The organism is Campylobacter sp. W0014, assembly GCF_020135975.1.
In the GTDB taxonomy this organism is placed as follows: Bacteria; Campylobacterota; Campylobacteria; order Campylobacterales; family Campylobacteraceae; genus Campylobacter_D.
Genome location: NZ_JACHTR010000008.1, coordinates 41,925 through 62,887 on the forward strand (window position 1 = coordinate 41,925; position 20,963 = coordinate 62,887).

Sequence of the window (20,963 nt, forward strand, 5' to 3'; positions counted from 1 at the left end):
CTCATTAAAATAAAATAAACATAAAATATTTAATCCATATTTATAAAATACGGATTAAATTATTTGAAATTATTAAGTTTTTGTGAAAGTTTAGAAGCTCCATTAAAGACATTGCTAGAAATATTATTAACTTCGCAGGAAAGATCCTTAATAAGATTAGCAAGTTCATTTACTTTATCGACGCTGTCTCTTAAAATAAACATTTTTTCTTGCACCTCTGTGCTTTTATCTTTCATAACTTGAGTCGATTTTATAGAGCTTTCCAGCTTGTGCATAGAGTTAATAAGTTCTTGTTGCAAACTATTGGTTTTCTCTGAAGTTTCTTTCATAGATTCATGAATGAGATCCATTAAAGATTTGTTATCATTGATTTGCTGAACGATAGTATTAACAGTGGCATTGATACTTAAAAGAGATTTACTTGTTTTATCAGCAAGTTTTCCAACCTCATCAGCAACAACAGCAAATCCTCGTCCATGCTCTCCCGCTCTAGCTGCTTCAACAGCTGCATTAAGAGCAAGTAGATTGGTTTGATCGGCTATATCTCTAACAGAATTAGTAATTTCGATGATATTGTCAGCACTTTGAGTTAAATTATCCATATTGACAACAACATTTTGTTCTTTTGCGTTATTTTCGTAAATAAGATCAACAAGTTGAGTAAGGGTATCTCCTACTTTATTCATGAGTAAATGCATATCTTGCATATTATCAACGCTTTCTTGTGCTAAATTTCCAGCTAATGCGATGTGATCATCTAAAACATTAGTGATTTCTTTCACATTTTCAATTTGATTATTTTGAGAAGTTGAACTCTCTTCAAGGGTATCAGCATTATTTTTTAATTGTTTAGAATTTTTATAGTTAGCTTCTGCATTTTCGATAGCTTCAAGTACAGAATTTTGTACAACCGAAATAAAGGTGTTAATATGTGCCGCACTTTGTCCTAATTCGCTTTTTGGATCTATATTTAAACGAGAGGATAAATTTGCCTCTTCGCTGGCTAGATTGGTGCTTAGTTTTTCTAAAATTCTCACAGGAATAATAATTTTTTTCAAAGTAATAGAAATAAACAAAATCAGCAAAACAAAAACCAAAGCAAAAACTCCAATCGCTACGTATAGTTTTTGTATATTGATTTTATCAATATTTGACTGTGTGATTTGATTAAGGCGATCAAGCTCTTTAGCCAGTGTATTATTAGAATAAATAGTTGAATCACCCTGCATAATTTGAATTTGTTTTAAAATCATTTTGTAATGGGTTGCGAAAAGCTCTAAAGTGTCATTATTTTTCATCAATGATAAATTTTGTATCAAGGCATCTAAATGCTTTAAAGTACTTTTTTCTAAAACATTTTCTGTTGCAATAATTCTAAGGATAGAATTTATTGTTTTTAAATTTTTAGAATCTTTTTTACTTAAGTTATTTTCAGTTTCATCAAAATAATCTTTAGCTAATTCAAAAAGATAAAATTTAGAATTGACCGCGATAGAATTAGCTGACTTAAAATGATCTAGTTGCGCTAATTTTTCTTTAAAAATAGTTTCAACATAAGAATCATCAATCCCTAGTTTTTTTAGTTTTTTTAGCATATCTTTCATTTGTTTAATTGCTACAACACTTTCATCGTAATTGATAAAATCAAAGCTATTTTGAAAAACTTTATCGATGCGTGTATTTAAGATTTGAAGAGTTTGTAGAGTATTTATAATTTCTTTAGAATTTTTACTTGAAGTGTAATTATTAAAAATAATTCCTAATAATATAAAAATAGCAATTAATGTACAAATTGCTAAAAAAATAAACTGATATAAAAAAGAAATTTTTTTATTAGATGTTGTCATCATATTCTCCTGTTAGGCTTTCTAGAAAAGCTACTATATTATCTACGGTTTCTTGGGTTAAAAACTTTCCAAGTTGATAGTAAGCCATAAATTGAACACAAGCATCTAAAGTTGGTATACTTCCATCATGATAATAAGGAGCTGTTTTAGCTATATTTCTAAGACTTGGTACCTTAAATACCATCTTATCGCTCTCTTTTTTTGTTATCTCATAGCGTCCTAAGTCTTCTTGATTAGGATATTCTTGAAAAATACCAATTTTTTGAAACATATTGCCACCTATATTTTGTCCTTGGTGGCAAGAAATACAACCTTGAGCTTTAAATTCTTCGTAGCCTCTTTTTGCTTTTTCGGAAATCGCATTCTCATCCCCCTTTAAATATTTATCGAAAGGAGAATTTGGGGTGATAAGTGTTTTTTCAAATTCTGCAATTGCATCAGCTATATTATCTACGCTAACCTCTCCATAAATATCTTCAAAACTTTTTACATAATCAGCGTTCGCATTAATTTGTTTTAAAAGAAATTCTGGAGTTAAGCCCATTTCCTTAGGATTAAATAAAGGCACCTTTGCTTGATCTTGTAAATTCTGCGCTCGCCCATTCCAAAATTGAACAAAATTAAATACAGAATTAAAAGTGGTTGGTGTATTAAAAGGCGTATCTAATTGATTATTTACCCCATTTGAATTTACGGTATTATCAACTCCATAATTATTAATATTATGGCAGGTATTGCAAGATACTTTTCCATCTTTGGATAAAGAAGTATCCATATATAATTTTTTTCCAAGAATAGCTTTTTGTTTATCATAAGGTATTTTATCTGGAAGCGGATCAACCATATCGATTGCAAATGATGTTGTTATTAAAAGTAGTATTGTATAAAATATTTTCATTGGTTCTAATTTCCTTAATTTTATTATAAAGTTTTATAATCATAATGTAAAATTTATTAATTAATAATAAATTTTAAAAGTATTTTGCTTAGATATGTAAAGCTTTGATAAATTCATTTTCAATATTTTTTTTAGAATTAACGATAAACTGGCAATCTTTAAAAGTAAATTTTAAAGATTTGGCGTGCAAACATAAGCGTTTTGCTCCTGTTAGATGAATTCTTTCTTCTAGATTTATTTTTCTATCTAATATCGCTTCAATCTCTTCTTTTTTTAAACCATAAAGCGGATCACCCAATATAGGATGTTTTGCATGATATAAATGAATTCTTATTTGGTGTTGTCTTCCTGTTAGAGGTTTGCAAAGTAAAAGTGTGCAATTGTACTTAGGAAAAAAATTCAAAATTTCAAATTCAGTCAAAGCTTTTTTTCCTTTTTCACAAATTTGCATTCTGGTTTTTACATCGTGATAATTTTTGACTAAATTTATGCGAGCATTAATTTTAAAATTTTTTTCTATTTTTCCCGAAACCAAAGCTAGATACTCTTTTTGAATTTGTTTTTTTTCAAACATGGTTTTAAATTGAATTTGAGCGTGTTTATTTTTTGCAACAAGAATTAACCCACTCGTTTCTTTATCAAGACGATGAGCTATAGAGGCTTGTTTTCCCCATAAATGCCAAATTTCATCACTAAGACTGTATTGACAATGTCTTCCATTGGGATGGCTAAGAACGCCACTTGGTTTTTCAAGTACGGCAAAATCTTCATTTTCAAATACAATCTCCACTCCCTTTGGATGGGTTTCATAAACAATTAATTCTACGGTTCCATTTAAAATTTTATTTTTTTCTTCAACTAATTTTCCATCGCAAAAAAGTCTTTTTTTATCGATCAGTCTTTGCGCCTCATTTATGGGAATTTTCAAGGCTTCCATAAGGACTTGAAATGCCTTTTTTCCATTATTGGGTAGTTTTGTTTTGATATAGGGCATTTAACTTCTTTCTTAGAATTTTTTAGATAGAATTCCATTTTTTCATTTTAAAATTATAGCTAAAAAGGTTTAAAAGCATGGTTGCAAGATATAGCAGAGAAATTATGGCTAAAAAATGGGATATTAAAGCCAAATATGATGCATGGCTAAAGGTAGAATTAGCGGCTGTAAAAGCTTGGAATAAATTAGATCTTATTAACGATACTGATTGTGAAAAAATCTTAAAAAATGCAAAATTTGATATCGATAGAATTGATGAAATTGAAAAAACAACTAAACATGATGTTATAGCTTTTCTTACAAGCGTGAGTGAAAGTTTAGGAGAAGAGAGTCGTTTTGTGCATTATGCAATGACGAGTTCTGATTGTATTGATACTGCGGTTGCTTTGCAAATCAAAGAAAGTTTAGAGCTTATTCTAGAGGATATCTCTTTACTTTTGGAAGCTATAAAAAAACGCGCCATGGAACATAAAAATACCTTAATGGTCGGAAGAAGCCATGGAATTCATGGCGAACCTATAACTTTTGGTTTGGTTATGGCAATTTGGTATGATGAAATTTTACACGCTAAAGATCTTATAGAGCACGCTAAAGAAGTGATTAGTTATGGAAAAATCAGTGGCGCAATGGGAAATTTCGCTCACGCTCCTTTGGAATTTGAAGAAGAGGTTTGCAAAAATTTAGATCTTAAACCTGCTCCAGTTTCTAATCAGGTTATCCAAAGAGATCGTTACGCACAAGTAATTTCAGCAATTGCTATTTTAGCTTCATCTTGTGAGCAAATTGCTGTAGCAATAAGACATTTTCAAAGAACGGAAGTTTATGAGGCTGAAGAATTTTTTAGTGCAGGGCAAAAAGGAAGTTCAGCAATGCCACATAAGAGAAATCCAGTTTTGAGTGAAAATATTACAGGGCTTTGTAGAGTTATTCGATCTTTTGTTACACCGGCATTGGAAAATGTTGCACTTTGGCATGAAAGAGATATTTCTCATTCTAGTGTAGAGAGATTTATTTTACCTGATGCTTTTATAACAGCAGATTTTATGCTTGCACGTCTTACGAATTTGATCGAAAATCTTTTAGTTTATCCAGAAAATATGATGAAAAATTTAAATCTTACAGGAGGACTTGTTTTTTCTCAACGTGTTTTACTAGAACTTCCTTTTAAAGGAATTAGTCGTGAAGAAGCTTATAAAATCGTTCAAAGAAATGCTATGAAGGTATGGGCTGATTTACAAAATGGCAAAGAGGCGATCAATAATAAAAATGAAAGTTTATTTTTAATCGCACTTTTAAATGATGAAGATTTAAGAAAAAGTTTAAGCGAGGAAGATATACGTAAATGTTTTAATTATGATTACTATACAAAAAATATTGATGCTATTTTTGCAAGAACATTTAAATAATTAAGCAAGGGAAACAATGAAAGTTATAAAAAGAAATGGCCGAACAGAAGAATTAGATATTTCTAAAATTAAAAAATGCACTTCTGATGCTGTGAGAGACCTAGAAGGTGTGAGCCTAAGCGAATTAGAACTTGATGCAAAAATTCAGTTTAGAGATGGAATTTCAACCGAAGAAATTCAAAAAACTCTTATTAAAACGGCTGTAGATAAGATAGATATTGATTGTCCAAATTGGACTTTTGTTGCTGCTAGACTTTTTTTGTTTGATTTGTATAAAAAAGTTAATGGAATGAATCGTTATAATCATTTACGTGATTATTTTGAAAGAGGAGAAAAAGAAGGAAGAATTTTACTGGGCTTAAAAGAAAAATATGATCTAGATGATTTAAATGATTATATCAAGCCTGAGCGCGATATGCAATTTACTTATTTGGGTGTTAAAACTTTATATGATCGTTATTTGATTAAAGATAGCAAGGGTATGCCTATAGAACTTCCACAGCAAATGTTTATGGCTATAGCCATGTTTTTAGCACAAAATGAATTTAATCCTGGAGAATGGGCTAAGAAATTTTATGATTTGATTTCTAAATTTGAAATTATGCTTGCTACTCCGACTCTTTCGAATGCTAGAACCACTAGACATCAACTCAGTTCTTGTTATATAGGAAGTACTCCTGATAATATTGAAGGCATTTTTGATTCTTATCAAGAAATGGCACTTTTATCTAAATTTGGCGGTGGTATAGGTTGGGATTGGTCTAAAGTTCGTGCTATGGGTGGAAGTATAGACGGACATAAAAATGCAGCTGGGGGAATCATTCCTTTTTTAAAAATTACAAATGATATTGCGGTGGCTGTAGATCAACTTGGAACTAGAAAAGGTGCTATTGCGGTTTATATAGAGCCTTGGCATATGGATATAGGTGATTTTATAGATTTAAGAAAAAATTCCGGAGAGGAAAGACGTAGAGCGCATGAACTTTTTCCTGCTTTATGGATCAATGATCTTTTTATGAAAAGGGTTAGAGCTAATGACAAATGGACGCTTTTTGATCCTGCTGATACAGCCGATTTGTGCGATTTGTATGGTGAAGAATTTGAAAAACGCTATAAAGAATATGAAAAAGATGAAAATATAGTTAAAGAAATCGTAGAAGCCAAAGAGCTTTGGAAAAAAATATTGTTAAATTATTTTGAGACAGGTTTGCCATTTTTATGCTTTAAAGATACTGCTAATAAGGCCAATCCAAACTCTCACGTTGGAATCATTAGAAGTTCAAATTTATGTACTGAAATTTTTCAAAATACCAATCCTAATTATTATCAAATTAAAGTTGTTTTTGAAAATGGTGATGAGAGACATTATGATGAAGAAGAGCGTGTTATTATAGATGGTGGCCATGAAAAATCAGCTAAGAAAATTTCGACTTTAGATAGTATTGATGGTAACAAAGTTTATATAGTTGAAAAATATAAAAATGACGGTAAAACCGCTGTGTGTAATTTGGCAAGTGTCAATTTAAGTAAAGTGCATTCTAAGGAAGATATAGAACGTGTTGTGCCTACGGCTATACGTATGCTTGATAATGTGATTGATTTAAATTTCTATCCTCATAGAAAAGTAAAAGATACAAATTTAAAATCACGTTCTATAGGGCTTGGAGTTATGGGAGAAGCACAAATGCTTGCTGAAGCTAGAATTCATTGGGGAAGCGAAGAGCATTTTGAAATGATTGATAGAATTATGGAAAAAATTAGTTTTGAAGCTATAAATGCAAGTTCTAATTTATCCATAGAAAAAGGATCTTATCCTGATTTTCAAGGATCAAATTGGAGCAAAGGAATTTTCCCTATTGATGTTGCTAATGAACAAGCTAAAGCTCTAACTTTAAGAGAAGGTTTATTTAATCAAAGTGATTGTGATTGGAATAAACTTAGGGAAAAAGTAAGAAAAGATGGTATGAGAAATGGGTATTTAATGGCAATTGCTCCTACTTCTTCTATATCTATTTTGGTGGGAACCACTCAAACTATAGAGCCTGTTTATAAGCGTAAGTGGTTTGAGCAGAATTTAAGCGGTATGATACCTGTTGTTGTTCCAAATTTAAGTCTTGAAACTTGGGAATATTACACTCCAGCTTATGAGCTTGATCAAAGAATTTTAGTAAAAGCAGCTGCCATACGTGGAAAGTGGATCGATCAAGGTCAAAGCTTAAATATCTTTTTATCGCTAGATAAGGCAAGTGGAGGCTATCTTAATGAAATTTACCAACTTGCTTGGGAGCTTGGCGTTAAATCTACATATTATTTAAGAAGCGAAAGTCCTAATAGCGAAAAAGTCAATGTAGCTGATCGCAGTATAGAGTGCGAGGGATGTCAGTAAAAAAATTATTGAAGTTTTTAATCTTTTAAAAACTTCAAATTCAAATTGATTAGAAAAATGATTCTATTTTTTTCTTCATTTTTTTTGCATCATTGATGCGATTAACTTCATCTCTAAAGGCTGAAGCTTCTTGATATCCTTTAGAATACTCATGTAAATGTTTGCGAAATATACTTACGGCTTGATTTTTATAATGCTTTAACATTTCTTCAAAATGGGTTAATATGATTTCTTTTTTTAAGCTTTCTTCAACTTTTTTATTGTGTTTTATTTCATAAAAGATCCAAGGATTACCTATACTTGCTCTTCCTATCATTAATCCATCGCATTTTGTGATATTATAAACCTCAAACGCGTTATTTGCATTAATATCTCCATTAGCAATGACAGGAATTTTTACACTTGCTTTAGCAAAGGCTATAGAGTCATAATCAGACTTTCCGCTATAAAGTTGTTTTCTTGTTCGTCCATGAATGCTTACAAAATCAACGCCTAAATTTTCACAAATTTTAGCCATTTTTTCAGGATATTTTTCATTAAATCCTAATCTAAATTTGACACTTGTTAATCTTTTTTTATTGGTTTGTTTGATCACTCCTACTAAAGTTTTAAAAAGCTCTAAATCATTTAATAAGGCGCTACCAGCACATTGCTTAACTACTTTATTTACAGGACAGCCGCAGTTAAAATCTATGCCATCTATAAAATCGATTCGATTAAGAAATTCAATAGCCTTTTTAAGTACTTCTTTGTCTCCTCCAGCAATTTGTACAATATAAGGTTTTTCAAGTTCTGAACGCTCTAGCATGTGCAAAGTTTTAGAGTTTTCATACACTAAAGCATTAGAGCTTATCATTTCACTGATAGTTACATCAGCTCCAAATTTTTTAACCACATTTCTAAATGGCAAGTCTGAAAAACCTGCCATTGGAGCCAGAAACAAGGGTTTATTGGTAAAATCTATCATTGTATGAGGTGATTTAAATCAAATTTTATGTTATTTTCTTTAAGGATTAAAAAGGCTTTAAAATCGCTAAATTTTTTTTCATCTTTTCTAATTTGCTCTCTTAGTTCATCTAAAAGCCCAAATTCAGCAAGTAAGTATAAGTACGCTTTCAATGCTTCATTTTTTTCATTTTTTATTTTAGAAAAAATTCCTAGTATTGCATCTGGATTAAAAAATTGAGTGCTCATTTTTGCAATGCTTAAATATTCTTTTTCATTTAAGAGAGAGTGGGTGAGTAAAACTTCAAATTCAGCGGTATTAAGTTCAATATTTCCATCTTTAAAGCGTTTTATTAGATTTAAAATTTGATGAGAATTTTTAGAAATTTTAATATTTTTGATTTGTTCATAATTGCCTTTTTTAAGAAGAGTATTAAAGGCTAATTCCTCAAATTCATCTTTGATTTCAGTGATGTTTTTTATTTTAGAATAGGCATAATTTACATCATTTTGAATGCGATTTTGTTCATTCTTTAAAAATAAAATATTGTTATTTGGGAGTTTGAATTTAGAAATATTAGCACATTCTTGATTATTTAAAGCATCAATAAGGTCTAAAATTTCATTGATTTTGGTTTCGTTTGGAATTTTTTCATGGGTTTTTACAATTTTTGCTAGTTGTGCCACTTTTCTAAATTCTTGAGTATAAAAGCTTGTATTTAAGTCTTTTTCTAAAAGCAAATTTTGGATATAGTTTTCGAATTTAGCAGAGTCTTTGAAGAAATGTTTGAACTTAAGAGTTAGCAAAAAATGGTAAAAAATCATGTGAAAGGTAGCAAAAATGATTAAAGGGATTAAAGGCAAAATCAACCAAATCATAATCGGAAGTTCAAAATTATAAGTGCTAAAATTTAGACTATAGCTACCAAGTTTTAAATACCAAGCAAATGTAAAAATTATAAGAGTATAAATAAAACTAGCTCCCAAAAATAGCTTAATTTTCATAGATTTTCCCTTTTTTCTAAATTTTCATGACAAGTGATGCAGTATTTTGCATGAGGTTTTATCTTAAGTCTCTCAATCGCAATTTCTTCTTCGCAGAATTCGCAAATGCCATAATTATTATTTTTAATTTTATCAAGAGATTCCTCAATTTCTTTTAATTCTTGTTTTAAATTAGCACTTATAGCAAGATCAATTTGAGAATTTGTTTCTATCACTGAAAAATCAACACTATCACTAGGAACACTATTGTGTAAAGCTTCAATTTCTCTGGAATTACTTTGCAAATCTTCTTTTATATTTTTTTTTCTTTGCTCTAGATTATCTTTAAAAAAGTTTAAGTCGTTTTTTTTCATGAAGTTTCCTAATTCATTTATGGTAAGGGTGATTAGAGTTAATGCAAAAGGCGCGATAAATTTGCTCTAAAAGCAAAGTTTTGGCAAAATAATGCGCCAAAGTCAATTTACTCAACGAAAGACTAAAATCTAATTTTTCTGTAAATTCTTTTCTCAGTCCATAAGCCCCACCTATAAAAAAACTTAATTCAATTTTATCTTGTATTATTTTAGCAAATTCCAAACTTGTTAGCTCTTTGCCTTTTTCATCAAGGGCTATATTAAAGCCTTTTTTATAAGTATTAAATACCTCTTCATAACTTTTCTTTGCTAGTTCTGGATTGTTGAGATTTTGCGCGTTGGCTATTTTTTTATTAAAAAGATTGTATTCTTTGATCGTAGCAAATTTAGATATTAATTTAAAATATTTTTTATCTAGAATTTCAAATTCATCGCTTTTTTGTATATAAAAAATATTAATCTGCAAATCAGTTTCCATAAAAAAACTTAAGCACATCGCTAAGATATTTTTTCATTTCAGATCGTTCAATTATAGCATCTATAAGACCGTGTTCTAGCAAAAATTCGGCTCTTTGAAAACCTTGTGGTAAATCAGCTCCTATGGTTTGTTTTATAACTCTTTCACCTGCAAAGCCTACCAAAGCTCCCGGTTCGGCAATCACTAAGTCTCCAAGCCAAGCAAAAGAAGCACTCACGCCTCCCATGGTTGGATCTGTTAAGATGCTTATATAAGGAATTTTTTCTTTGCTTAGGAGTTTTAAAGCAGTACTTGTTTTACTCATTTGCATTAAAGAATAGGTGCTTTCTTGCATTCTGGCACCCCCGCTCGCACTTACAATTACTAAAGGGTTTTTATTGCTGATGGCTCTTTGTATGGCTCGAACTATTTTTTCACCTTCTACTGATCCTAAAGAACCTCCCATAAAAGAAAAATCAAACACAACTAGTTGAGTTTTAATCCCATCAATTGTACATTCCCCGCTTACAACTGCAGATTTTTTACCTGTTTTACTTTGATTTTCGATCAATCTTTTTTTATAGGATTTACTATCAACAAATTTAAGAGGATCGATGGCTTCTAAATTAGCATCAAATTCTACAAAACTATTTTCATCGCTTAAAAGATTGATTCTTTCTATGGGAGCAATTCTCATATGATGAGAACATTTAGGGCATACATTAAAACAAGATTCTATTTCTTTATAATACATTAAAGCATGACAGCTCGGGCATTTTACCCAGTGATTTGGTGCTTCTTTTACGCTAGGTTGTTGTCTTCTAATTTTTGAAAAAATATCTGCAAAATTCATATAAATCACCTAAATTAGATTTAAAAAATTTAAGAATTATATCAAAAATTTCTTAGCTTTTCTTGCAAAAAGTATTTTTTAGTATAAATTTTTATGAAATGAATTTTATTTGCAGTAAGCGTTTAAATTTTTAGATGATTAAGACATCTAAAAATATTAAAAACGAGTTCCTAGATTGAATTCAAAAGTACTTGTATCATCGCCTTTTTTCTTATTTAACGGTTTAGCAAAGATAAGTTGCAAAGGCCCTATAGGAGTGATCCATTCTAAACCAACACCCGTACTCATTCTTTTGATTTCATCTAAATTTTTACGTCCTATCATACCATAATCAAAAAACATACTTCCACGAAGTTTGATTCTGTCTATCAATGGAAAACTAAGCTCTACGGAATTAGCAAAAGCTATAGTTCCACCTACTTCATCACCCCATTCATTTTTAGGGCTTACGGTTCTGCTTTCAAAACCACGAATTGAGCGAATGCCGCCCAAATAAATTCTTTGATTAATTGGCAAATAACCTCTATTCCAAACTTTATAAAAACTTGCTTTATAGCGATAAATAAGATCATAACCTATATAATCTTGCAAGCCTTGATAAAAATTAAATCTAGTACTTGAGGATAGAAATTTTTGATCTCCTCCGATTCCAGCATACTCAAGACTTGTTGAAGTAATGATTCCTGATCTTGGTAGATAATAATCATCTGTATTATTAAATGAAAGAGCGGGAGCTATGGAGCTTTTGATACTTTTTCCAAGATCATAACCTGTTCTTAAAAGAGTTGGGCTAAGATGGTAAATATCACTTTGCTCTAAATTGTAAGTTAAACTTGCGTTAAAATATCTTGCAAACTGACGCCCTACAGTAATATCAAATCCATAATTTTTTTCTGAATAATTATCCCATTCATAATCATTAGAATAAAGAGTTCCCCCTAAACTATATTGACTATCAAGAACCCTTGGATCAATTAAGCTAATTCTTCCTGATAGTGTATCATCGCTTTTATCCACGCTTACCGAACTTTTAATTCCTGATCCAAAAATATTTGTATCAGAAAGAGAAGCATTTAAGAGTAGTCCATCGCTTGATCCATATCCTATACCCCCAGAAATTGCACCGGTTGAAGCTTCTTTGATATCAACAATAAGATCGATGTGTGTATCATCAACCTTTTTTTCTTTAATATTAACATCATCAAAGTATGAAGTTCTTTTTAGGGCATTTTTAGATTCACTTAGATCTGTTCTATTATATAAATCGCCTTCAGTGACATATAATTCTCTACGTATAACACGATCAACTGTGCGAGAATTATTTGCAATAATTACATTTCTAATATAAACTTTTTCATGAGGAATAACTTTAAAATTAATTGTAACTTCATGGGTTTCATCATTTTTTTGGATATCTGGATAAACTTCAACAAAAGCATAACCTAAATCAGCACTTTGTGTTTCTAAAGTTTTTACATCTTTTCTAACATCTTCGATATTGATAATTTTACCAACACTAGAGCGCAGATTTTTAACTGTTTTTAAATTCTGTTTCTCTTCAAATAAAGGATTTTCTATAGAGATATTTTTAATTTTATACGGTTTACCTTCTTTGATAAAATAAGTTAAATCAGCTTGATATAAATCTGTATAAGTTTTTAGATAAGGGGCTGAAACTTGTACATCCAAATATCCTTTTTTCATGTATTCATCGCTGATTCTTGCGCTATCATTGTTTAATTCAAATATTTTAAGCTTTCCGTCATTTCTTCCCCACATCCAGCCCATAAATTCTTTTTCTTTGTTGATAACAGCAGGTTCTATATCAGAGTAAGATAGCTTTTTAGCTCCGCTTAAATAAACATTATCAATAATAATATTTTCTCCGCGATTTACTATAAATTCAAGTTCTAAACCGTCTGTATTGTTTAGGGTTTTTGTTTTATATTCTACAATGGTGTCAAAATAACTTCTTGCTTCATAGTAGTTTTTAATGCGTTCGCATGCTTCTTTAGCACTTGATTCATCAAATAAATTTCCCTTTTTAATTCCAAGCATGCTTTCAATTTGTTTACGATCATTAGAAGCAATCCCTGTAACTGTGATTTTAGCAATACTTGGTTTTTCCGTAACAATAATGTTTAAAATGCCATTATTTTCTTCTACGGCAATATTATCGAAATAATTTTGCTTATAAAGATTGAGTATAGCTTGATTAACTTTAGAAAGATCTAGCTTTTCTCCAATTTTTAAACCAGTAAGATTAAGCGCACTTGTATTTGAAAGATGATTTAAACCGGTGAATTTAATTTCTTTTACAACAGTAGCGCTACTTAAAGTAGCCAACAAACAAACACTGATAATTTTTTTCATTGATTTTTTACCTAAAAAATAAGCTTTAAATTACAAAATTATGATTATATCAGAAAAATTTTAACAAAAATGATGTATTAATTATTGTTTTTAGCTCAGTCAAACTTCTTATAAGATTTTTAATCTATCTTATATTTAGTGTTTACCATATTTTTATAAAATTTTTAAAAACTGTAATTAAGATTTAATTTTTTAGGAAAGAAAAATGGCAAGAAGAAAGAAAAGAGCTTTTTATCTGTATTTTTTAATTTTTATTGTTTTGATAGCTTTTTTTGTTATAAAAAAAGAGGATATGGTTAGAAAAAGCTTACCTCAAATTCTTATGCCTGATATTATCTATACCAATCTTGAAAAACCTATTTTTGTTCATATTAAAGACAAGAATCATTCTATTGAAAATGTGAAAATTATCTTAAAAAAAGATGATCAAGATTCTGGAACGTTAATCGCGGATGAAAAGATACAAAAATTAAATGATATTACTTTGCAAGTTGATTTGCCAAAAAATAGCGAAAAGTCAAAGTCTTTTATCATGGAAATTATTGCTAAAAATGATTGTTTTTGGAATATCTTTGATAAAGATAAAGCAAAAAAACAAATCGCGATTATAGTCGATAATGCTTCTCCTAAAATAAATATTTTAAGCAATTCTTACCAAATTGAGCAAGGCGGGACAGCTAGTGTTGTATTTTCTGCAAAAGATGCTAACTTAGACCAAGTTTATATCGAGACAAATAGAGGAAAGATCTTTAAAGTAACTCCTTATGTTAAAGATGGTTATTATGCATCCCTTATTGCTTGGGATGCAAGGGATGATGAATTTAGGGCTTATGTGGTTGCAACGGATAAGGCTGGAAATACTTCCAAAGAGCGCATAAGGTATTATTTTTTAAATAGAAAGTATAAAGTCTCTAATATTAATCTTACAGATAGTTTCTTAGATGGTAAAATTAAAAATTTGGCTCAAGAATACGCTCCAAAAGATAATAATTTTACGCGTTTTGATAAATTTAAATTCGTCAATGAAACTTTAAGAAATGATAATGAAAAACTTATACATGAAATCACTTCAAATGTTTTAGAAGATAAAATTAATGATTTTTCTCTTAATTTGTTTTTGCCGCTTAAGCATGCGTTAAAAGTTGGAGATTTTGCTGATCATAGATATTATTCTTATAATGGTCAGTTTGTTAGCGATTCTTACCATATGGGTATAGATTTGGCTAGTGTTAGAGAAGCTCCAATCTTTAGCAATAATTCTGGAAAAGTTGTATTTGCACAAAAAAATGGAATTTATGGGCTTAATTTGATTGTTTATCATGGCTTTGGTGTTTATAGTCTTTATGGACATTGCTCATCTAAAGATATTGATGTTGGTGAAAAAATAGCCAGTCAAAGTGTGATCGCAAGAACAGGAAAAAGTGGTTTAGCTCTTGGAGATCATTTGCATTTTGGGGTTTTGGTTCAAGGAGTAGAAACACGTCCGGAGCAATGGCAAGATAGAAAATGGATCGAGGAAAACATTTATAAAGTTTTAAATAATGGAAAAAAAATAATTTTAGGACAAAAACAATGAAACAATTGACCTTAGCAAGATCAGTAAAAGGTGTAGGAATAGGACTACACAAAGGCGAACCTATTGAAATTACTCTTGAGCCTTTAGAGGCTGATAGCGGCATAGTTTTTTTTAGAAGTGATTTAAATGCAAGTTACAAAGCGATTCCTGAAAATGTAATCAATACTCAAATGGCCACTGTTTTAGGAGATGATCGTGGTTTTATTTCAACGATAGAACATTTAATGAGTGCCATAAATGCCTATGGAATTGATAATGTGCGTATTGTTTTAAATGCGAACGAAGCTCCTGTTATGGATGGATCAAGTATTAGTTTTTGCATGATGCTTGATGAGGCAGGAGTTGTAGAACTGGATGCACCTAAAAAAATTATGGTTATTAAAAAACCAATAGAAGTAAGAGATGGGAATAAATTTGTAAGATTGATACCGACTAAAGAGCCTAGAATTAATTATACAATCAAATTTGATAATGCGGTTATAGGTGAGCAAACTTATAATTTTGAATTCAGTAAAAAAAATTATATAGAAAATATCGCAAGGGCTAGAACTTTTGGTTTTTTAAAAGATGTTCAAATGCTTAGAGATAAAAATTTAGCGCTTGGCGGCAGTTTGGAAAATACTATAGTTGTAGATGAGAGTCGAATTTTAAATCCTGAAGGTTTGCGTTTTAAGGATGAATTTGTAAGGCATAAAATTTTAGACGCTATTGGCGATTTAACCTTGCTTGGATATAGAGTTTTTGGCGATTATATATCTTTTGCTGGAAGTCATCATTTAAATCACTTGCTTACTAAAGAGGTGTTAAAAGATAAAGAAGCTTATGAGATTGTCAGTCTTGAAAAAGCAAATGAAAAAGCTTATGAAAAGGTTTTTGCATAAAAACTTCTCTCTTGCTTAATGCCTTATCTAAGCCTTTAATGCTTGGTATTTATCAAAATAATTTTCTTGTAAAAAGCATAACAAGCGATGAAAAAGCGAGTGAATTTATACCTAAAATTTTACAAGAATTACTTCAAGATTTCACCTTTGATGAACTTATTTATGCTAATGGTCCAGGTTCTTTTATGGGGATTAAAATTTCTTATGTAAGTTTAAGGACTCTAAGCATAGTTAAAAATATCCCCTTGTTTGCAATCAGTGCATTTGAATTAAATAATAATCAGCCCATTAGTGCGCATAAAGAAATGTGTTTCGTAAAAAAAGGGGACAAAATTGTTTTAGAAAAGACTGTTTCAGGAGAGTTTATCTTACCTTCAAATTTAAGCAAGCTTAATAAAAAAGATGATAATCTACCTTTTTATTTTTTACCTGCAATTTAAATAATTTTACTAGGGATAAATATTGAAAATTTTAGTACCCGCAACGAGTGCAAATTTGGGACCAGGATTTGATTGTCTTGGTTTAAGCATAGGGCTTTTTAATAGTACCATCATTGAAAAATCTAATTTTTTTAGCATCAGTATTTATGGAGAAGGTAGTGAAAATTTAAGCCTTAAAAAAAATAATATTTTTGTGAGTATTTTTAATGAAGTTTATGAAAGATTGAGTGGAAAAAAAGAAAAATTTCGCTTTATTTTTGAAAACAAAATTCCCTTATCTAGAGGTCTTGGAAGCTCTTCTGCTGTCATTGTTGGAGCTATTGGAGCGGCTTTTGAAATGGCAGGATTTAGGGTTGAAAAACAAAAAATCTTAAACGAGGCATTAAAATATGAAAATCATCCCGATAATATAGCTCCGGCAGTTTTTGGAGGATTTGTAGTTTCTGTTGTTGAAAATGAAAATGTTTTTAGTATAAAAAAATCCATAGATGAAAATTTAAGTGCTGTTGTAGTTATTCCAAACGTATTTATAAGCACAGAGCAAAGTCGTACAGCTTTACCATCAAGTTTTAATCTTAAAGAGTGTGTGTTTAACTTAGCTCATTCTTCTTTTCTTACAGCTTGTTTTTTGGAAAAAAAATACGATTTATTGACTATAGCTAGTAAAGATTTAATTCATCAAAATCATAGAATGAAAAATTTACCCGAACTTTTTGAAGTGCAAAAAATTGCTTTAGAAAACAAAGCTTTAATGAGCACTCTTTCAGGATCAGGTTCTAGTTTTTTTAATCTTGCTTATAAAGAGGATGCAAATTATTTAAAACAGCAACTTGAGAAAAAATTTAGAAATTTTAAAATTTTGGTTTTAGAATTTGATAATAAAGGTTTTGAAATTTGCTAAAAAATGAAAAAAAAAGATATAATTCTAAAAATGCAGACAAACATAAACCGGTTAGAATGTGCGTGGTTTGCAAAAATCGTTTTTTTCAAAAAGAATTGCATAGATTAAAGGTTTTTAAGGCGGAGTTATACCAAAATTTAGCTTTTGGTCGTAGTATTTATTTGTGCAATCATTGTCTTTTAATAGAGGATGAAAAATTTCAGGCCACATTCTCGAAAATATGTAAAAAATTAAATATAAAAATCACTCAGCAGAATATAAAGGAGATCGTTTTAAATGGCAAAAATTAGAATTCATGAAATCGCAAAAGAATTAGGATATGATAGCAAAGAAATCATCGAAAAGGCCAACGAATTAGGACTCAATATCAAAACCGCATCAAATGCCGTAGAACCTGATGTTGCTGCGGGAATTTATGAATACATACAAACTAAAGTTATCCCCGAAGCTTTTAAGAAAAATATCAAGCAAACTCCAGCAAAAAAAACAAAAACCAAAGTAAAAGAAGACAAGGCTCAAACCGCAAAAACTACTACTGTGGCAAAACAAGAAAAAGTAGAAAAAGTAGAAACGATTAAGCCAAAAGAAGAAGTTAAAGAAGAGCCTAAAGAAAAAGTTCAAGAGAGTTTAGCGAGTGCTACTTTGGCAAAAAGAAGAGGGCTTGTGATTGTTAAAAAGAAAAAAACCGAAGAAGAATTTGCAAAAAAAGAAGAACCAAAAAGTGCTGCTGAAACTCCTTCAAACCAAGAAAGAATTAATTTAAAAACAATGTTTTCAAATACTGATCTTGATGATTCTGCAAAAAAGAAGAAAAAAGATAAAAAACCTAATATCGCAGTCAAAAAAGAGAATACTCAAAAAATGGATCTTTTAGGAAATCAAGATTTTGCTGAAATTTCTTTAGATGATGAAGATGAGGTTGTTTTGCCTGATTTTAGCGTTAAGGAAGAAGAAAAGCCGAACAATATGGTTAAAAAACAGCCTAATTTTTTACGCCAAGCTGTGGGTAATTCTGTTAATTTTGCTGAAGGTGGAATTCAAAGAAGAAGTCGTAAAAAACCACCTAAAAAAGTAGAAAAAAAAGAAAATGAAGCCATTACAAGCGTTGAAATTCCTAAAGAAATTAGAGTGTATGAATTTGCCGATAAAATAGGCAAAAGCACAAGTGAAGTGATCTCAAAGCTTTTTATGCTCGGTATGATGACAACTAAAAATGATTTTTTGGATGAAGACGCTATTGAAATTTTGGCTTCTGAATTTGGCATAGAAGTAAGCATTACCAATGAAGCGGATGAATTTGATTATGTAAAAGATTATGAAACTCAAGATGATGAAAAAGATTTAATCACTAGAGCTCCTGTTATTACGATAATGGGGCACGTTGATCACGGTAAAACTTCATTGCTAGATTTTATCAGAAAATCTCGTGTTGCAAGTGGTGAAGCAGGGGGAATTACCCAACATGTAGGTGCTTATATGGTGGAAAAAAATGATCGAAAGATCACCTTTATCGATACTCCAGGTCATGAGGCTTTTACCGCAATGCGTGCAAGGGGTGCAAGTATTACTGATATTGTTATTATCGTTGTAGCTGCTGATGATGGAGTTAAGCCTCAAACAAAAGAAGCGATCAATCATGCAAAAGCTGCTAATGTGCCTATCATCATAGCGATTAATAAGATGGATAAAGAGGGCGCAAATCCTGATATGGTAAAAACACAACTTGCTGAACTTGAGATCATGCCAGTAGAGTGGGGTGGAAGTTATGAATTTGTAGGTGTGTCTGCTAAAACGGGTATGGGAATAGAAGATTTACTTGAAATTGTGCTTTTACAGGCTGATATTTTAGAGTTAAAAGCAAATCCTAAAAATTACGCAAAAGCAAGCATTATAGAATCTTCCATACAAAAAGGTCGTGGTGCAGTTGCTACTGTGATAGTGCAAAATGGAACTTTAAAAGTAGGCGATACGGTTGTAGCGGGTGTTTCTTATGGAAAAATAAAAGCTATGAGTGATGATCAAGGTAAAGCGCTTAAAGAGATCAAGCCAGGTGAATGTGGAGTGATAGTTGGTTTAAGTGAAGTGGCACAATCAGGCGAAATTTTAATCTCTGTTAAAACCGATAAAGAAGCAAGAGAGTATGCAGCTAAGCGTTATGAATATAATCGTCAAAAAGAACTTAGTAAATCTACAAAGGTTAGTATTGATGAGCTTGGGGCTAAGATCAAAGAAGGCAATATCAAAGCTTTACCAGTTATCTTAAAAGCAGATGTTCAAGGAACACTAGAAGCTTTAAAAGCAAGTTTGGAAAAATTAAGAAACGATGAAATTAAAGTCGATATCATCCATAGCGGGGTAGGTGGAATCACACAAAGCGATATTGAGCTTGCTAGTGCGAGTGAAAATTCTATCGTGCTTGGTTTTAATATACGTCCAACAGGGGAAATCAAAGAACGCGCTAAAGATAAAGGTGTTGAAATAAAAACCTACAATGTCATTTATAATCTTTTAGACGATGTTAAAGCCTTGCTTGGTGGTATGATGAGCCCTATAATTTCTGAAGAGCAATTGGGTCAAGCTGAAATCAGACAAGTGATTAATGTGCCAAAATTGGGTCAAATTGCGGGCTGTATGGTTACAGAAGGCGTGATCAATAGAGGGGCTAAAATTCGTCTCATACGAGAAGGCGTTGTGGTTTTTGAAGGAAGCGTGAGTTCTTTAAAACGTTTTAAGGATGATGTTAAAGAAGTTGCAAAAGGTTATGAGTGTGGCGTTGGTATACAAGGATGTGATGATATGAGAGTGGGTGATTATATAGAAAGCTATAAAGAAGTTGAAGAAAAAGTAAGTTTATGAATCCAGCTGAGATTAAAAAATTACGCACAGAAAGCATTTTAAAAGAGCTTATTCCTGAAGCTTTGGCAAATTTAGATGATGAGAATTTAAAAAATCTTTGTGTTGTGGATGTAGAATGCAAAAAAGGCAGATATGATGCTTTTGTGTATCTTGATAAAATGTTTTTCAATACCCATGAGCAAGAAAAAATTCTTAACACTTTAAAAAAGGCATCAAGGGCTTTGCAAAACTATTGTATGAGTGAGCAAGGTTGGTATCGCTGTCCGAATTTTCATTTTAAATTTGATGATAGACTCGAGTATCAAAATCACATGGATGCACTTTTTGAAAAGATAAAAAAGGAAAAAAATGAATCTTGAGGCTTTATGTAAAGAAGCAAATTTAGAGCTTTATGATAGCGAATTAGTCAGTGAAAATGGAAAAAAAATTTACCGAATTTATGTGATGAATCCTTTAAATGAAAAAGGTGAAAGAGCGGGGATAAATTTGGATGATTGTGCTAGGCTTAGTGAGATTTTATCGCCTATTTTTGATGTGGAACCACCTGTAAGTGGAGAATATTTTTTAGAAGTTTCAAGCTGTGGGCTTGAAAGAAAGCTTAGCAAAATAGAGCATTTTGAAAAAAGTATCAATGAACTTGTAAAAATTACTACCAATCAAAAAGAAAAAATCGAGGCAAAAATTCTTAGCGTTGAAAATGAAAATATAAATTTACAAACCTTAGATAATGAAAAAATCACTCTTAAATTTAATGATATAAAAAAAGCTAGAACCTTTGTGGAGTGGTGAAAA

19 protein-coding genes and 1 pseudogene are annotated in these 20,963 nt (G+C 30.7%); 10 read left to right on the forward strand and 10 right to left on the reverse strand.

Annotation, left to right across the window (positions count from 1 at the left end; translation table 11 throughout):
• Positions 1-59: 59 nt before the first annotated feature.
• The 4 genes and pseudogenes from H2277_RS09285 to H2277_RS04035 all read right to left on the reverse strand — a co-directional run bounded on the left by H2277_RS09285 (position 60) and on the right by H2277_RS04035 (position 3,739).
• Complete coding sequence (locus tag H2277_RS09285) at positions 60-602, reverse strand: methyl-accepting chemotaxis protein (RefSeq protein ID WP_407928557.1); 543 nt, start codon at positions 600-602, stop codon at positions 60-62.
• 564 nt (positions 603-1,166) lie between these two features.
• Positions 1,167-1,850 (reverse strand): annotated as a pseudogene (locus H2277_RS09290) (DAHL domain-containing protein); the annotation flags it as partial.
• Positions 1,834-2,745 carry a cytochrome-c peroxidase gene (locus H2277_RS04030; RefSeq protein ID WP_337201085.1) on the reverse strand — a complete coding sequence of 304 codons (912 nt, stop codon included), beginning with the start codon at positions 2,743-2,745 and terminating at the stop codon, positions 1,834-1,836. The gene H2277_RS04030 and the pseudogene H2277_RS09290, both read right to left, overlap by 17 nt.
• 88 nt (positions 2,746-2,833) lie before the next feature.
• Entirely contained in the window at positions 2,834-3,739 is a 906-nt protein-coding gene (locus H2277_RS04035) for an RluA family pseudouridine synthase (RefSeq protein ID WP_337201086.1), read from the reverse strand.
• A 77-nt stretch (positions 3,740-3,816) separates the two neighbouring features.
• Between H2277_RS04035 and purB the strand changes: the two genes are divergently transcribed.
• Both purB and H2277_RS04045 read left to right on the forward strand, forming a co-directional pair.
• The gene (gene purB, locus H2277_RS04040; RefSeq protein WP_337201087.1) at positions 3,817-5,145 is read left to right on the forward strand and encodes an adenylosuccinate lyase; all 1,329 of its coding nucleotides are present in this window, start codon (positions 3,817-3,819) and stop codon (positions 5,143-5,145) included.
• Positions 5,146-5,161: 16 nt separating this feature from the next.
• The gene (locus H2277_RS04045; protein WP_337201088.1) at positions 5,162-7,531 is read left to right on the forward strand and encodes a ribonucleoside-diphosphate reductase subunit alpha; all 2,370 of its coding nucleotides are present in this window, start codon (positions 5,162-5,164) and stop codon (positions 7,529-7,531) included.
• Between the two features lie 49 nt (positions 7,532-7,580).
• On the opposite strand, the gene H2277_RS04050 is transcribed toward H2277_RS04045, so the two are convergent.
• The 6 genes from H2277_RS04050 to bamA form a co-directional block, all read right to left on the reverse strand.
• The gene (locus H2277_RS04050; RefSeq protein WP_337201089.1) at positions 7,581-8,498 is read right to left on the reverse strand and encodes a tRNA-dihydrouridine synthase; all 918 of its coding nucleotides are present in this window, start codon (positions 8,496-8,498) and stop codon (positions 7,581-7,583) included.
• On the reverse strand, positions 8,495-9,481 hold the full coding sequence (locus tag H2277_RS04055) for a hypothetical protein (protein WP_337201090.1): 987 nt from the start codon (positions 9,479-9,481) through the stop codon (positions 8,495-8,497). The genes H2277_RS04050 and H2277_RS04055 overlap by 4 nt, the downstream gene beginning before the upstream one ends.
• A complete protein-coding gene (gene dksA / locus H2277_RS04060; protein WP_337201091.1) occupies positions 9,478-9,834 on the reverse strand; it encodes an RNA polymerase-binding protein DksA in 357 nt (118 codons plus the stop codon). The genes H2277_RS04055 and dksA overlap by 4 nt, the downstream gene beginning before the upstream one ends.
• 13 nt (positions 9,835-9,847) lie before the next feature.
• On the reverse strand, positions 9,848-10,300 hold the full coding sequence (locus tag H2277_RS04065; RefSeq protein WP_337201092.1) for a 23S rRNA (pseudouridine(1915)-N(3))-methyltransferase RlmH: 453 nt from the start codon (positions 10,298-10,300) through the stop codon (positions 9,848-9,850).
• Between the two features lies 1 nt (position 10,301).
• Positions 10,302-11,144 (reverse strand): acetyl-CoA carboxylase, carboxyltransferase subunit beta, encoded by an 843-nt coding sequence (gene accD, locus H2277_RS04070; RefSeq protein WP_337201093.1) that lies wholly within the window; start codon positions 11,142-11,144, stop codon positions 10,302-10,304.
• Positions 11,145-11,300: 156 nt separating this feature from the next.
• On the reverse strand, positions 11,301-13,517 hold the full coding sequence (bamA, locus tag H2277_RS04075; RefSeq protein WP_337201094.1) for an outer membrane protein assembly factor BamA: 2,217 nt from the start codon (positions 13,515-13,517) through the stop codon (positions 11,301-11,303).
• A gap of 205 nt (positions 13,518-13,722) precedes the next feature.
• Between bamA and H2277_RS04080 the strand changes: the two genes are divergently transcribed.
• The 8 genes from H2277_RS04080 to rimP are packed head-to-tail and all read left to right on the forward strand — an operon-like array spanning position 13,723 to position 20,960.
• Positions 13,723-15,093, forward strand: a complete 1,371-nt coding sequence (locus H2277_RS04080) for a M23 family metallopeptidase (protein WP_337201095.1) — start codon at positions 13,723-13,725, stop codon at positions 15,091-15,093.
• Complete coding sequence (gene lpxC / locus H2277_RS04085; protein WP_137623901.1) at positions 15,090-15,974, forward strand: UDP-3-O-acyl-N-acetylglucosamine deacetylase; 885 nt, start codon at positions 15,090-15,092, stop codon at positions 15,972-15,974. Before H2277_RS04080 ends, lpxC begins: the two co-directional genes overlap by 4 nt.
• A gap of 11 nt (positions 15,975-15,985) precedes the next feature.
• Positions 15,986-16,414: a tRNA threonylcarbamoyladenosine biosynthesis protein TsaB gene (locus H2277_RS04090; protein WP_337201096.1), complete on the forward strand. Its 429-nt coding sequence runs from the start codon at positions 15,986-15,988 to the stop codon at positions 16,412-16,414.
• Between the two features lie 22 nt (positions 16,415-16,436).
• Entirely contained in the window at positions 16,437-17,315 is an 879-nt protein-coding gene (gene thrB, locus H2277_RS04095; protein ID WP_337201097.1) for a homoserine kinase, read from the forward strand.
• Positions 17,309-17,605, forward strand: coding sequence for a hypothetical protein (locus H2277_RS04100; protein WP_407928556.1), 297 nt, complete (start codon positions 17,309-17,311; stop codon positions 17,603-17,605). Before thrB ends, H2277_RS04100 begins: the two co-directional genes overlap by 7 nt.
• On the forward strand, positions 17,592-20,171 hold the full coding sequence (gene infB / locus H2277_RS04105) for a translation initiation factor IF-2 (RefSeq protein WP_337201098.1): 2,580 nt from the start codon (positions 17,592-17,594) through the stop codon (positions 20,169-20,171). Before H2277_RS04100 ends, infB begins: the two co-directional genes overlap by 14 nt.
• On the forward strand, positions 20,168-20,530 hold the full coding sequence (gene rbfA, locus H2277_RS04110; RefSeq protein ID WP_337201099.1) for a 30S ribosome-binding factor RbfA: 363 nt from the start codon (positions 20,168-20,170) through the stop codon (positions 20,528-20,530). Before infB ends, rbfA begins: the two co-directional genes overlap by 4 nt.
• A complete protein-coding gene (gene rimP / locus H2277_RS04115) occupies positions 20,520-20,960 on the forward strand; it encodes a ribosome maturation factor RimP (protein ID WP_337201100.1) in 441 nt (146 codons plus the stop codon). Before rbfA ends, rimP begins: the two co-directional genes overlap by 11 nt.
• The last annotated feature ends 3 nt before the right edge of the window (positions 20,961-20,963 follow it).

Bases quoted from the DNA above. Each gene is read 5' to 3' on its own strand.
- H2277_RS09285 (WP_407928557.1), bottom strand. From the start codon at position 602: ATGGATAATTTAACTCAAAGTGCTGACAATATCATCGAAATTACTAAT.
- rimP (WP_337201100.1), top strand. From the start codon at position 20,520: ATGAATCTTGAGGCTTTATGTAAAGAAGCAAATTTAGAGCTTTATGAT.
- dksA (WP_337201091.1), bottom strand. From the start codon at position 9,834: ATGAAAAAAAACGACTTAAACTTTTTTAAAGATAATCTAGAGCAAAGA.
- accD (WP_337201093.1), bottom strand. From the start codon at position 11,144: ATGAATTTTGCAGATATTTTTTCAAAAATTAGAAGACAACAACCTAGC.
- rbfA (WP_337201099.1), top strand. From the start codon at position 20,168: ATGAATCCAGCTGAGATTAAAAAATTACGCACAGAAAGCATTTTAAAA.
- H2277_RS04080 (WP_337201095.1), top strand. From the start codon at position 13,723: ATGGCAAGAAGAAAGAAAAGAGCTTTTTATCTGTATTTTTTAATTTTT.
- H2277_RS04055 (WP_337201090.1), bottom strand. From the start codon at position 9,481: ATGAAAATTAAGCTATTTTTGGGAGCTAGTTTTATTTATACTCTTATA.
- lpxC (WP_137623901.1), top strand. From the start codon at position 15,090: ATGAAACAATTGACCTTAGCAAGATCAGTAAAAGGTGTAGGAATAGGA.
- H2277_RS04035 (WP_337201086.1), bottom strand. From the start codon at position 3,739: ATGCCCTATATCAAAACAAAACTACCCAATAATGGAAAAAAGGCATTT.
- purB (WP_337201087.1), top strand. From the start codon at position 3,817: ATGGTTGCAAGATATAGCAGAGAAATTATGGCTAAAAAATGGGATATT.
- infB (WP_337201098.1), top strand. From the start codon at position 17,592: ATGGCAAAAATTAGAATTCATGAAATCGCAAAAGAATTAGGATATGAT.
- H2277_RS04050 (WP_337201089.1), bottom strand. From the start codon at position 8,498: ATGATAGATTTTACCAATAAACCCTTGTTTCTGGCTCCAATGGCAGGT.
- H2277_RS04045 (WP_337201088.1), top strand. From the start codon at position 5,162: ATGAAAGTTATAAAAAGAAATGGCCGAACAGAAGAATTAGATATTTCT.
- H2277_RS04030 (WP_337201085.1), bottom strand. From the start codon at position 2,745: ATGAAAATATTTTATACAATACTACTTTTAATAACAACATCATTTGCA.
- bamA (WP_337201094.1), bottom strand. From the start codon at position 13,517: ATGAAAAAAATTATCAGTGTTTGTTTGTTGGCTACTTTAAGTAGCGCT.